The organism is Rhodanobacter sp. UC4437_H4 (assembly GCF_052978425.1).
The window spans coordinates 828,243-839,639 of the sequence record NZ_CM129673.1; the positions used below are offsets into that span (position 1 = coordinate 828,243).

Annotated in this window: 13 protein-coding genes; 3 read left to right on the plus strand and 10 right to left on the minus strand. The window is 63.6% G+C overall.

Features of this window, described 5'->3' with window-relative positions; translation table 11 throughout:
• The first annotated feature begins 8 nt into the window (after nucleotides 1-8).
• Nucleotides 9-1,178 carry a cytochrome-c peroxidase gene (locus tag ACVCL3_RS04065; RefSeq protein ID WP_447099086.1) on the plus strand — a complete coding sequence of 390 codons (1,170 nt, stop codon included), beginning with the start codon at nucleotides 9-11 and terminating at the stop codon, nucleotides 1,176-1,178.
• Between the two features lie 549 nt (nucleotides 1,179-1,727).
• A complete protein-coding gene (locus tag ACVCL3_RS04070; protein WP_447100499.1) occupies nucleotides 1,728-2,120 on the plus strand; it encodes a hypothetical protein in 393 nt (130 codons plus the stop codon).
• A 9-nt stretch (nucleotides 2,121-2,129) separates the two neighbouring features.
• On the opposite strand, the gene arr is transcribed toward ACVCL3_RS04070, so the two are convergent.
• From arr to ACVCL3_RS04085, 3 genes are all read right to left on the minus strand, one after another.
• Nucleotides 2,130-2,561 carry an NAD(+)--rifampin ADP-ribosyltransferase gene (gene arr / locus ACVCL3_RS04075; RefSeq protein WP_447100500.1) on the minus strand — a complete coding sequence of 144 codons (432 nt, stop codon included), beginning with the start codon at nucleotides 2,559-2,561 and terminating at the stop codon, nucleotides 2,130-2,132.
• 235 nt (nucleotides 2,562-2,796) lie between these two features.
• Complete coding sequence (locus tag ACVCL3_RS04080) at nucleotides 2,797-3,132, minus strand: GNAT family N-acetyltransferase (RefSeq protein ID WP_395118029.1); 336 nt, start codon at nucleotides 3,130-3,132, stop codon at nucleotides 2,797-2,799.
• Between the two features lie 170 nt (nucleotides 3,133-3,302).
• On the minus strand, nucleotides 3,303-4,823 hold the full coding sequence (locus ACVCL3_RS04085; protein WP_447100501.1) for a hypothetical protein: 1,521 nt from the start codon (nucleotides 4,821-4,823) through the stop codon (nucleotides 3,303-3,305).
• A gap of 641 nt (nucleotides 4,824-5,464) precedes the next feature.
• Between ACVCL3_RS04085 and ACVCL3_RS04090 the strand changes: the two genes are divergently transcribed.
• Nucleotides 5,465-6,271, plus strand: coding sequence for an alpha/beta hydrolase family protein (locus ACVCL3_RS04090; RefSeq protein ID WP_447100502.1), 807 nt, complete (start codon nucleotides 5,465-5,467; stop codon nucleotides 6,269-6,271).
• A gap of 144 nt (nucleotides 6,272-6,415) precedes the next feature.
• Here the strand turns inward: ACVCL3_RS04090 and ACVCL3_RS04095 are convergent, their stop codons facing one another.
• From ACVCL3_RS04095 to ACVCL3_RS04125, 7 genes are all read right to left on the minus strand, one after another.
• A complete protein-coding gene (locus ACVCL3_RS04095) occupies nucleotides 6,416-7,108 on the minus strand; it encodes an aspartate/glutamate racemase family protein (protein WP_447100503.1) in 693 nt (230 codons plus the stop codon).
• 382 nt (nucleotides 7,109-7,490) lie between these two features.
• Nucleotides 7,491-8,372, minus strand: a complete 882-nt coding sequence (locus ACVCL3_RS04100) for a pilin (RefSeq protein WP_447100504.1) — start codon at nucleotides 8,370-8,372, stop codon at nucleotides 7,491-7,493.
• Between the two features lie 102 nt (nucleotides 8,373-8,474).
• On the minus strand, nucleotides 8,475-8,885 hold the full coding sequence (locus ACVCL3_RS04105) for a nuclear transport factor 2 family protein (protein ID WP_447100505.1): 411 nt from the start codon (nucleotides 8,883-8,885) through the stop codon (nucleotides 8,475-8,477).
• Between the two features lie 354 nt (nucleotides 8,886-9,239).
• On the minus strand, nucleotides 9,240-9,569 hold the full coding sequence (locus ACVCL3_RS04110) for a GNAT family N-acetyltransferase (RefSeq protein WP_447100506.1): 330 nt from the start codon (nucleotides 9,567-9,569) through the stop codon (nucleotides 9,240-9,242).
• 92 nt (nucleotides 9,570-9,661) lie between these two features.
• The gene (locus ACVCL3_RS04115; RefSeq protein ID WP_447100507.1) at nucleotides 9,662-9,979 is read right to left on the minus strand and encodes a helix-turn-helix domain-containing protein; all 318 of its coding nucleotides are present in this window, start codon (nucleotides 9,977-9,979) and stop codon (nucleotides 9,662-9,664) included.
• Nucleotides 9,963-10,286: a hypothetical protein gene (locus tag ACVCL3_RS04120; RefSeq protein ID WP_447100508.1), complete on the minus strand. Its 324-nt coding sequence runs from the start codon at nucleotides 10,284-10,286 to the stop codon at nucleotides 9,963-9,965. Before ACVCL3_RS04120 ends, ACVCL3_RS04115 begins: the two co-directional genes overlap by 17 nt.
• 171 nt (nucleotides 10,287-10,457) lie before the next feature.
• Nucleotides 10,458-11,384, minus strand: coding sequence for a restriction endonuclease (locus tag ACVCL3_RS04125; protein WP_447100509.1), 927 nt, complete (start codon nucleotides 11,382-11,384; stop codon nucleotides 10,458-10,460).
• Nucleotides 11,385-11,397: the final 13 nt, after the last annotated feature.

Below are 11,397 nucleotides of genomic sequence, written 5' to 3' on the forward strand. Positions count from 1 at the left end.
CGACAGGCATGGCGACGACCCCGGCGACGTCCACCATGTCGTCTGTTCCGCGCCGCGTTCGCGCATCGCCAGGGTTTCCTGGATACGCCACGGACATTGATGGTTTCGATTGCCACCCAACTGCGGAGAGTCAGCTCATGTCACCGATCAAGCTGGTTTCAATGATGGTTCTCGCCTCCCTGGCGACAGGCCAGGCATGGTCGCAAACGGCATTGATGAAGCAGGCCCAAGGTCTGTTCAAACCGATACCCGCCAATGCGCCGCCGTTGCCGGGCAATGCGGCGACCCCGGCCAGGGTGGAGCTAGGCAAGCTGCTTTACTTCGAGCCCCGGCTGTCCGAAAGCCATGCCATCAGCTGCAACTCATGCCACATGGTCGGCATGGGCGGGGTCGACCTGCAGGAGACTTCGCTGGGTCATCGCTGGCAGCATGGCGGTCGCAATGCACCGACCGTCTACAACGCGGTGTTCGACGTCGCCCAATTCTGGGATGGGCGTGCCAAGGACCTTGAGCAGCAGGCTGGCGGTCCGCTGGTCAACCCGGTCGAGATGGACACCACCGAGTCACACGTCGTCGAACAGCTCAAGGGGATTCCCGGCTACGCCGCCGTGTTCGCCAAGGCCTATCCGGCCGTGCCCGATCCGATCACGTTCGACAACGTGCGCAAGGCCATCGCCTTGTTCGAGGCCACCCTGATCACGCCGAACGCGCCGTTCGATCGCTACCTCAAGGGCAACGAGAAGGCGCTCGACGCGAATCAGAAAGAAGGCCTGGCGCTGTTCATCAACAAGGGCTGCGCGGCATGCCACAACGGCATCAACGTGGGCGGGGGCATGTACGCCCCGTTCGGCGTGGTCGAGCGGCCCGGCGCCGACATTCTCCCGCCGGGGGACAAGGGCCGCTTCGCGGTGACCAAGACGGCCAGCGACGAATACGTGTTCCGGGTGCCCTCGCTGCGCAACATCGCGCTGACCGCGCCCTATTTCCATACGGGCAAGGTGTGGGATCTTCGCCAGGCCGTCGCGATCATGGGCAGCAGCCAGCTCGGCGCAAAGCTGAGCGACGAGGAGGTCGGCAAGATCGAGGTTTTCCTCGGGGCCCTGACCGGCGACCAGCCGAAGGTCGCGCTGCCGACCCTGCCGCCCAGCGTGGCGACCACCCCGCGGCCCAAGCCGTAACCCGCACGAATGAGGCTGTCCAGGCAAGCATGCAGGGACGTCCAGAAAAAAAGGCGCGTGGCCAATTCAGCCAAGCAGGCGACTGGCCCTGCCAGACAACGACCGGATTTATTTGGCCACGTCCCCTTTGATTCGCATCCCCTTTGATTCGCAGCACCAGCCAGGCCATCAACAGCAGGGCGACCAGCACACCCACCGCCGCCGCACCGAGCAGGGGCCCGATCGCCGGTTCCGGAACCACGCCGCCATATAGCAAGACCAGGCCCACGGACAACACCAGCACCGCCAGCTGATGCAGGTAGAACTGGAAGCCGGCGACCCTGGCCCCCGCGCCGACGAGCCACAGCTTGTGGATCAACGCGTAGATGAAGGACACCACAAAACCCAGCAGCAGCATGTGCGCGTGCGCCACGAACAAGGCGTGGTTGTGCGAAGCCGCCATGTAGATGCCAAGCCCCATGCCCGCGATGGCATAGGCAAAACCGCAGAGCAGAAATCTCCGATCGAGCGCCATGATGTCTTTCCCCTGGTCCCCGGTGGCCGGCATCGATGTCGCACGATGCACTGCCGGCTGCGCACCGCCGCGGGGCGATTCTGCTACAGATGTTCGAAGCGGGCACGCGGAAAGTATTTCCCGCGGAAACTGTCACGCGAAGGGCGTACCGGGAAAAGTGGACGTGGCCAATCAAGCCAGGCAGGCGGCTGGCCTTGCCAGACGACGACCGAATTCAATTAGCCACGCCCCTTCTTTTTCACGTCCCCTTTCATTTGGCCAGCGAGGCCATCATCCGCGTCACGTTCGATGGCAAGGGCGGCACCACCGCGGTCGACCGCTGGAACGTCGGCAAGCGCCTGTGCGATATCAAGGAAGCGCTGGACGGCTCGCTGTGGATGCTGGAGGACGCCGGGCCCGGCGGCTTGTATCGGCTCACGCCGAAATGACTCGACGTGTCAATTGATGATCTCCCCCATGCCGGCTTCGACGCGACGCTTCAGTTCCCGGATGAACTCCGCGTCGTAGGGCTCCCAGCGTTCGAGCTCGCCCACGATCCTCAGCGGCGCCGCGCTTCGGTAGGAGCGAGTGGGGTTGCCGGGGAATTTCTTGTTCGTCACGTTGGGGTCGTCTTCGAACGCACCGGTCGGCGTGACGACATAGACCCGCGGCCTTCCCCTGCCGCGCGCCATCTCCGCGGCAAGGCCGGCCCCCTTTGCTACGGCGGTGAAATAGATGTGGTTCATCACGACGCGGACGTCGTAGTTGGAGGTGAACCCGGCCATCAGCAAATCACCCAGGGAAAGATCCGCCTTCGTCCCGTGGTAGAACGGCCCTTCCACGCGATGGCAGTTCCCGTGGGAAACCGGAACCCACTCGTCGTCATGCATCCCCGGCGTACCTCATGCTTGCTGCCCGATCGGCAGGCCGGCGATTCTCAGACGCCCCGGCAGTCTTGCCGCAAGCCCCGGTGACTGATATAAATTGATGGTGGGAGGCGCAGTGCGCCTCCTTTTTTTTCGCTGCGACCTCCTTCACCTGCGCTGCCGGGCTGAAATCGGCGCGCCCGCCGTCAACCTGAAGAACGGGGAACAGGGCACGGCACGGATGCCTCCGCGCCATACGTCATGCCTGGTCAGTGCACGGTTCCGGCACCACACCCGGCGCCACCGTCATCACGTCCTGCCAGGCCGGGTTCTTCAGATAGCGCGCACGGACATAGGGGCAGAACGGAATGATCCGGAAGCCCTGCCCGCGCGCGTCGGCGATCAGCCGATCAACCAGCGCCGACGCTGCGCCGGTTCCTTTCAGGCTCTCCGGCGACAGGGTGTGGTCCGCGCTGATCAGCCCCGGCCCGCGATGCGTGAAAACCAGTTCCGCTTCGGCCTCGATACCCGCCACCGTTGCGACATAGCGGCCATGCCGGCCGTTTTCTTCCCGGATGACGTGAACGTCAGTCATGGTTCGGCTCCTCGGCTTGAACCGGTGGTGATGGCGACAGTGTGCGCCATGCGCACGCCCAGCGGCCGCGCTCCCTGGAAAAGGGGACGTGGCCAATCAAGCCAGGCAGGCGACGGGCCCTGCCAGACGACGACCGAATTTGACTGGCCACGCCCCCTTCAATTGACGGGTCAACGCAGCGCCTCCGCTATGTGGAACCGCTCCACGCGGCCGACCTTCTGCATGGCGGCCTGAACATCGGGCCGCGCGGTGACCGTGATCCAACGGTCGTGAATCAGCTTTTCCGTCGGCGTCTCGGTGACATCGGCGTAATGCTGCATGTCGACCAGTGCGGCATTCCGCCAGGCGGGCTTCTGCAGCCGCTCGATGAGCAGGGATGCAGCCTCGTCGAGCTTCCCGCAGAGCAGCAGGGCGTCCTCCCACGTGGCAATGGCATCGGCACGATGCTCGCGCTGATAGCTCATGGAGGCAGCGATGGCGGCGGCATCGCTTTTCGCGACGGCGATTCGCAGTTTCACGCTTTCCAGCTGCATGCGACCGAAGGGACTCATGTCGCCGAGTTCGACGATGGCATCGGCTGCCTTGTCGGGCAAGCCGAGATCGACGTACAACCCGCCGAGATTGATCAACTGGCTCACGTTCATGCCGCCATGCTCGGGGCGCCGCGCTGCCAATACCTCGACGCGCACGGCATCGTCCCAACGTCCCTGCCGTTTGAACGCCCGTGAACGGTTGTCGAGCACCCAGGGATATTTGTCGTCAAAGTCCGTGTAGGTCTTGGGGCCGTCTCCGCGCCCGGCATGAACGAGTACCGTGTCGCTGATCGAAAGCACGCGCGCATACTGGCCGGTGATCAGCAGCAGCTCTTGAAGGTCCGCAATGGGCTCAAGCTTGTCCGGTTGGGCCTTCACCCGTTCCTGCGCTGCCTCGATCTCCGCGGCGACCAAGCGATCAATATCGAAATTCCGAGAGCGCTTCAGGGTGATGGGGTCGAAGCGCCGATCCACGCGCATGCTGAGCGCCGCCTGCGCCGAGGTGATCCGCAAGGCCACCGCCGTAGCGCGCGCGATGTCGTTGCGTTCGATGTGCAGCAGCGCCAGGTCACGCCACAAGTTGCCGGGCTCGACACCGCTCTGCGACCATCCCGCATCGAACAGCGCGTCCAGCATCTCCCGGTCCGTGTCAGGGTTCTGCGCCTGCAGGTACTGGTAATGAAGTTGCCTGATCGCGCCTGAATTCACGTCGCCCAGTTTTCCCGGCCAGCTCCGGGCAAAGACCGCCACGCTATGCCCTGCATCGCTGTAATCGCCGGTGGAGAACGCGCTGGAGAGGCGGGTCATCCATGCCGTTTCATCGGCCTCGTCAAAAGCCGTCGCCCGTACGGCCGTTTCGTGAGCCCTCTTGTCCTGGCCGTTCTGGGTGGCGATCAGGCTGGCAACCAGCAGTGCGCGGTATCGCAGATCCGTCGGGAGGTCGTTGAAACCCTCGGCATGAATCGCCTTGTCGAGTTCCGCCTGTGCGGACGCCGTGTCATTGTGACTGGCGTCAGCGAAGGCCTTCTGCACCAACTGGGCGACGCCTGCCGCCGGCTCGGCGGCCCGATCGGCGAGTTTCGACGTCGGCGGAATCGTTGCCCGCGCCGTGCACACGGTCAGCAATACAAGCGCCGCCGCCGTCATGATCCTGTTCATCGATGCGTCCCCCTGGATGGCCGTCTGCCGACAACGAGCGCGTGGCCGGACTGGACCACACCATACGGCGAACGGTATCAGTCTTGTGCCTGCTTTGCCGGCGGCTTGATCAGCTCCGCCGCGTCCTTCGGAGCAGTTGCCCGATGTCCGTTCGGATTCAATTACCTCCGTCCCCTTGTCCCTGACGTCTCTACTCTGTCATGCGACTGGGGCACGAGGCGCTGGTGCGACGATGGTCGAGCACGCGTCTGAGCGAACTCATCGATCAGCCACGGCATTCCAGTCCACAGTTGCTGGATCAACTGCATGTACCGGCATGAAAACGTGGGGAAACCTCAGACTCTGACCCTCGTTTTTCCTGACCCCTGTGACAACAGGCCGCCGCAAGTTCGCAAGGCTCGCGGCGGCTCGTTCCTTGGAAACAGGAACGAACGGGGCCGGATTGAGATGGCCTCGTTCGGCGGAGTAGTCTGGCAAGGTTGGCGTTCGGCGCTCCTTCCGTACCAGACTTGTCCAATTCCGCTCAGGGGAATGCCATGAAGCACGCAAGGGTTGTGTTCCTCAGCGCCTGTCTTGCGCTCGCCGCTGGAGCCGTCCGCGCCGGGATGCCGCCGGTTCCGGGTACGCCTCAGGATGCGGCAATGGCCCACGCGCCTGATCGCGCCTCCATGCAGACCATGCAGATCCCCAGCCATGGGGAGCTGATGAACGCATTGGTGTACATCGCCGCGGGTGCGGGTCCCCATCCGGTGGTGATCCTGCTGCACGGGTTTCCCGGCAACGAGCGCAACCTCGATCTGGCGCAGGACATGCGACGCGCCGGTTGGGATGTCCTGTACTTCAATTACCGCGGTTCGTGGGGCACGCCGGGCGGCTTCTCGTTCGCGCACAGCATCGAGGATACCGGAGCCGCCATCGCCTACCTGCGCCGGCCGGAGGTAGCCCGGTCGTTGCGACTGGATCCCAACCGCATCGTGCTGATCGGCCACAGCATGGGCGGCTTCATGACCGTCGAGGCCGCGGCAGCGGACCCCGCGATCAAGGCCTTCGCCACCATTTCGGCCGCCGACATGTCCGGACGCATGCAAGCTCTACTCGAGAAGGAAAAGCGCTCCGACGCGATCGCCGCCATGGCCCACGGACTGGCCGAAGAAGGCATGGCGCCGCTGGCGGGATGCACACCAGACGGGCTGGCCAGGGAGCTGGCGGACCACGCCATGAGCTGGCCGTTCCTGGACAAGGTGGATGCACTGAAAAACCGCAACGCGCTGATCCTCACGGCCGACGACGGCCTCACCCGGGAGAACAGCGCCTTCGCCGCTGCCTTGCGCAGCGCCGGCGACACGCACGTGACCACCCGGCATTTCGCCACCGACCACGCCTATTCGGACAAGCGCATCGAGCTGTCACACGCGGTGCTGGCGTGGCTGGCGGGGTTGCCGAAATGAAACCGGGGTCAGAGTGAGATGGCCCAGCTTTGACGGACACCTTTGAACGGGGACAATTTGACGACGCCTGTTACCGCCCCGAAATTGTCCCTGACACCTTTTCGGACTGAAAGTGGATCAGGTCGCGTTCTTGTAACCGGAGCGCTACGCGAGCATCCAACCCACGGCGGCCTGGCAGTGGAGTTCGGTTGTGTCGACGCGCGGGATGTCTGGCGCGTCCTCTGCGCGCAGCAGCATGCCGAACTCGGTGCAGCCGAGGATCACCGCCTGCGCGCCCGCGGCGTGCATCCGGCGCATGATCGTGATGAAACGTTCGCGCGATGCCGGCTCCACGCGCCCCTTCACCAGCTCATCGAAGATGATTTGGTGCAGCGCGTCTTGTTCTTCCGATGTCGGCACGCTGATGGACAGGCCGTGACGTTCCAGCCGTTCGCGATAGAACGGCTGGGCCATGGTGAAGCGGGTGCCAAGCAACGCGGCGCTGCGGTGGCCGTCGGCCAGCAAGGCCTGGGCGGTGATGTCGGCAAGGTGCAGCACCGGAACGCTGACGGCCGCCTCCACCGCAGGCGCCACCCGATGCATCGTGTTGGCGCAGATCAACAGGCCTTCGGCCCCGGCGTGTTCCAGCCGGCGCGCGGCATCTGCGAGGATGCGGCCGGCCGCATCCCAGTCATCGGCGTGTTGCAGGCGCGCGATCTCGGCGAACTCGACACTCCACAGCAACAACCTGGCCGAGTGCAGGCCGCCCAGGCGTGCGGCAACCAGCTCGTTGATGCGCTGGTAGTAGTGCATGGTGGATTCCCAGCTCATGCCACCGATCAGCCCGATAGTTCTCATGCCGTGCAACGCCCAATGGATTAGCGGTAATTCTCGCACAAGGTAAAACAGCGGTCAGAGTCGACTTTCCAGCAGGTCTAAGGTTTCGATGGCGGTCTTTCTCGGCCGGTCGATCTTCCTTGGTGCGAGTTTGCGCCCCAGTTGCTGTTTGATCGCAAGGCGGAAACGTAGATGCGAAAAAGAGAACGGACCGAACGGGGTCAGGTTCACTTATCACCGGACCGAACGGGGTCAGGTTCACTTATCACTGGTCAGAAAGTGAACCTGACCCCGCTTTGGACAGGGAAAATGCCCGGCTGCGTGGTCATTGTCCAGCACGCGGACGCGGCCACTTCCGGAAATGAGAAAAGTCCCGCAGCGGGGCCAGCACCCACGTTTGAACTCACGGGTTCGCCGGGCAGCGCAAGGGCAGATATCTGTCGTCGACATCGAAGGTGACGCAGTGCCAGGACACCCGCGTGCCGTCCCGCACCGCGATCAACAGCACCTGATGGCCGGCAAGATGCACATCCGCCGTCGCGGCATCGAACCTGAGCAGCAGGCTTCCCTTGACCACCTGGACTTCGCTCAGGTAGCGCCGGCGCAGCTCCGCAGGCGGCGGCAATGCAGCCGCGCTGTTGTCTTCGGGCAGCCTGCCGTGGTCCTGCAGGTATGTTTCGACGGTGCCTCGTTCAAACGCAACCGACGCGAACGCCTCGGCCACCTGTCTTCGCACATCGCTGACCTCGTCCAGCGACACGGCAATCCACGCGAGGGTCGCCAGCGTGATCGTCCAGCTGGCGAACAGGAATAGCCGAAACGTCCCTTCCCGCCTCGCCGGGCCTGCGACGGGCAACCCAGCATCATCCGCGCGGCGCATCCGACTCGCTGCCCGCACGCGATGGTCCGACTTGCCCGGCCGCGCGAGATGCGCAAGGACCAGCACCGCCGCGATCACGAGTACCGCCGAGATCAATGTCTGCAGCGCGGCCACGGCCCAGTACATCCCCGCGCGCTCGTCATGACTGAAACAAACCACGCGCAGCGAATACCGCCCCGCCACGCAGGCGACCCCATCCAGGCCATTCGTGGCGGCGTGGGCATAGCGACCGACGAAAAACACCAGCACCGACAACGCCATCACGAAATGGGGAACCCGTTCAAGATCCTCCCGCTCGTAAAAGAACCGCGCCCACGCAAGCCACAGCACCACCCCGACGGTGAACAGGAGTGCCGCCGCGTACAACGTGGCATTCGAGTCGGCAAGACGAAGCAGATGTTCCACGCACAAGGTCCTTTTGCGGTTCGACGCGGCGGACGCAAGCAAGCCGCGCGCGAGTACCAACTTACAGCAGTTCGAAGGGCTCCGACCCCGTTCTTTGTCGCACTATCCTTTGACGTAGCCCATCGCTTCGACGATACGTCCGCCACGGACCCGCATCAGATTGATGCCACGGATGGATTGACCCTCGTCTGCGCCCCAGCCATAGCGCCATCGGATGACGGCCCGCTCACCGATGACAAACACTTCCTCGCGTGCGAACCAGGTGCTTGTGGACCTGGCGAGATCTTGCCAGTTCGCCAGGCATGCCGCCTTGCCAACCAGACGGGCGCCGTCTGGAGCGGGATGGGTATTCTCGATGACGCAATCATCCGCAACCAGGTCCTCCATCGCATCCGGATCGTGACGATCGAATGCCTCATGAAATTTTCGGATGACCTCCGTGGTCGTGACCGCCGCGCTGTCCAATGGACCCAAAACGGCGATCTGATCCGGTGATAGAGATGGGTACGTCATAGGTCCTCGATTCGCAGTTTGTCCGGGGCAAAGAACGGGGGCCAGAGTCGGCTCTTCTGCAGCGCTCACTTCAGAACGTGCACTCTGTCTGCCCCTGGGGTTGTGTCAGGGCGACGAACGGCGCGGACGGAAATCGACAGGCGACGCCACGACTCCGGACTGTTGGCAGTCCGGGCGCTGCCGTACAAGGTGCGACGCGCCGCTCAGGCGCCGGGCAATTTTCTTGATGGGCCGAGCAAGAAGCCCGGCGAGCGGGGTTCGTCACCGATGAACCGGCAGCAAGGCGTGGTGACGGCCTGGTGGCCTCCACACGCTTTGGACAAGCGCACCCGACCGTGCCTGTGGCGCGTCACGCTAGTCGGTGCAAGGCTCCGGGGCCACGCCGGGCGCCACCGTCATCACGTCCTGCCAGGCCGGGTTCTTCAGGTAGCGCGCACGGACATAGGGACAGAACGGAATGATCCGGAACCCCTGTCCGCGCGCATCGCTGACCAACCGGTCGACCAAGGCCGACGCCGCGCCGGTGCCCTTCAGGCTCTCCGGGGACAAGGTGTGGTCCGCGCTGATCAGACCCGGCCCGCGCTGCGTGAAAACCAGCTCGGCTTCGGCCTCGATACCGGCCACCGTGGCGACATAGCGACCATGCCGGCCGTGTTCTTCCCGGGTGATGTGAACGTCGGTCATGGCGCGGTTCCTCGGCTTGAACCCATGGTGATGCCGCAGTGTGCTCCCAAGGCGCACCGGACGGCCACAAGAACGGGGCCAGGTTCACTTACTCAAGCCGCCGCCAGCACCTTCCGCACCGTCTTCGGCGCTGCCACCGCCACCTTCAGCAGCGCCTTGGCTGCGCCGCTCGGTTCGCGCCTGCCCTGCTCCCAATCCTGCAAGGTGCGCGCGGAGACGCCCAGCATGGCGGCGAAGTCGGCTTGCGAAAGCCCGAGCTTGAGGCGGGCTTCGGTGGCCTGGGTCACTTCGACGTGGAATACGCGGCCGGTGCGGCCGGCCTTGATGTCGCGCACCGCTTGCAACAGTTCCTCACCGAGGTTGCGCTTGCTGTCACGCTCGGCCAGCTGTGCTTCAGTCATTTTCGCCATGGACAAATTCCTCTTTCAGGGCCTTGAGGACGTGCGCGGGCACATTCTCTTGCGTGCTCTTGCCGTAGATAGCCAACAGCCAGATGCGTCCATCGCGCAACTTGACGTAGTAAATGACGCGAAGGCCGCCACGCTTGCCTTTGCCCGATAGGTTCCAACGCAACTTCCGGCATCCGCCCGAGCCGGGGATCAGGTCGCCCGCCTCCGGCCAATGCGACAAGGCGGCCTGCAGCGCGCCATAACCTTCATCGTCAAGATAGTCGTAAACCAATCGCTCGAAACTCGGCGACTCGATGAACTCGAACATGGACAGACTCCTTTCCGTCTTGTCGAATCATACGGCATTGCCGTATATGCCGCAATGCCGTCGTTGACGCTCAAACCATCGGCAACTTCAACCCCTACTCCCGCGCACACCGACGTTACGCGAAGTGCACTTCCAGAAAATCAGTTGGCCGCTATTCGAATATCCTGTCGATCATGCATCCGGGTCGAAGTAATCGCTGTCGATGCGCTTGACCACGTAGGTCGCCTCGCAGCCTACGCCCACATCGTGGCGGATCATCAGCTCGGCCAGCTTCCGGCCATCGATCAGCACGATCTTCTTGCTGATCTTTCCAACGTAGTCGCGGGCCTCAGCGGTAAATGTCGAGGTGGTGATGAACACGCCCTTGTTGGCGCGTTCCCCCTCCAGCGACCCAGAAAATGCCTGCACCAGCGGACGACCGACGCTGTCTTTCCAGCGCTTGGCCTGCAGGTAGATCTTGTCCAACCCGAGATGATCCTCGTCGATCACGCCATCAATGCCGCCGTCACCGGACCGGCCGACAGTGTGTCCCGCCTCGGCACGCGAACCGCCGTAACCCATCGCCAGCATCAGGTCTACCACGATTTTCTCAAAGTAGGCCGGGCTTATCTGTTTGACACGCTCCAGCAACTCGTCGGCGAGATCGCGCTGCAGCCGCGAGTACATGCGTTCCAGTGTCTCCCGTGGCGTCTCGTCCACATCGTCGGTCGCGCCTTCGTCAGACGACAGCCCGGAGGCCCCCACCGAGGTCTTGGTGGGGCGCGCCCATTCCGCAAATTCGGGATAACGCATCAACCACGCGTCGTTGATGTTTGTCGGGTTCTCAAGCAATACCGCTTTGCCACGATCAGTGATGCTGACCATGCCCCATTTGGGTGACTGCAGAAGCCCCGCCTTCTTGAGGAAGGTACGCGCCCAGGCGATACGGTTGCGATAGGTGTGGTCCGTACCACTTGGCAGCATTTCGGCCAAGTCGGCCTCGCCGAGCCCGGCCTCCGCTGCAAGCACGTCATAAACCTCGGACATGCGCCGAACCTGCCCGTCACCGAGCAGACGCAGCAGCGGCAGATACCACCAGTCGTATTTGGGTACGGCCATGAAGTGCTCCCCT

Excerpts from the sequence above, each read along its gene's own strand:
- ACVCL3_RS04065 (WP_447099086.1), top strand. The coding sequence starts at position 9 with ATGGCGACGACCCCGGCGACGTCCACCATGTCGTCTGTTCCGCGCCGC.
- ACVCL3_RS04070 (WP_447100499.1), top strand. The coding sequence starts at position 1,728 with ATGTCGCACGATGCACTGCCGGCTGCGCACCGCCGCGGGGCGATTCTG.
- arr (WP_447100500.1), bottom strand. The coding sequence starts at position 2,561 with ATGCATGACGACGAGTGGGTTCCGGTTTCCCACGGGAACTGCCATCGC.
- ACVCL3_RS04080 (WP_395118029.1), bottom strand. The coding sequence starts at position 3,132 with ATGACTGACGTTCACGTCATCCGGGAAGAAAACGGCCGGCATGGCCGC.
- ACVCL3_RS04085 (WP_447100501.1), bottom strand. The coding sequence starts at position 4,823 with ATGAACAGGATCATGACGGCGGCGGCGCTTGTATTGCTGACCGTGTGC.
- ACVCL3_RS04090 (WP_447100502.1), top strand. The coding sequence starts at position 5,465 with ATGGCCCACGCGCCTGATCGCGCCTCCATGCAGACCATGCAGATCCCC.
- ACVCL3_RS04095 (WP_447100503.1), bottom strand. The coding sequence starts at position 7,108 with ATGAGAACTATCGGGCTGATCGGTGGCATGAGCTGGGAATCCACCATG.
- ACVCL3_RS04105 (WP_447100505.1), bottom strand. The coding sequence starts at position 8,885 with ATGACGTACCCATCTCTATCACCGGATCAGATCGCCGTTTTGGGTCCA.
- ACVCL3_RS04110 (WP_447100506.1), bottom strand. The coding sequence starts at position 9,569 with ATGACCGACGTTCACATCACCCGGGAAGAACACGGCCGGCATGGTCGC.
- ACVCL3_RS04115 (WP_447100507.1), bottom strand. The coding sequence starts at position 9,979 with ATGGCGAAAATGACTGAAGCACAGCTGGCCGAGCGTGACAGCAAGCGC.
- ACVCL3_RS04120 (WP_447100508.1), bottom strand. The coding sequence starts at position 10,286 with ATGTTCGAGTTCATCGAGTCGCCGAGTTTCGAGCGATTGGTTTACGAC.
- ACVCL3_RS04125 (WP_447100509.1), bottom strand. The coding sequence starts at position 11,384 with ATGGCCGTACCCAAATACGACTGGTGGTATCTGCCGCTGCTGCGTCTG.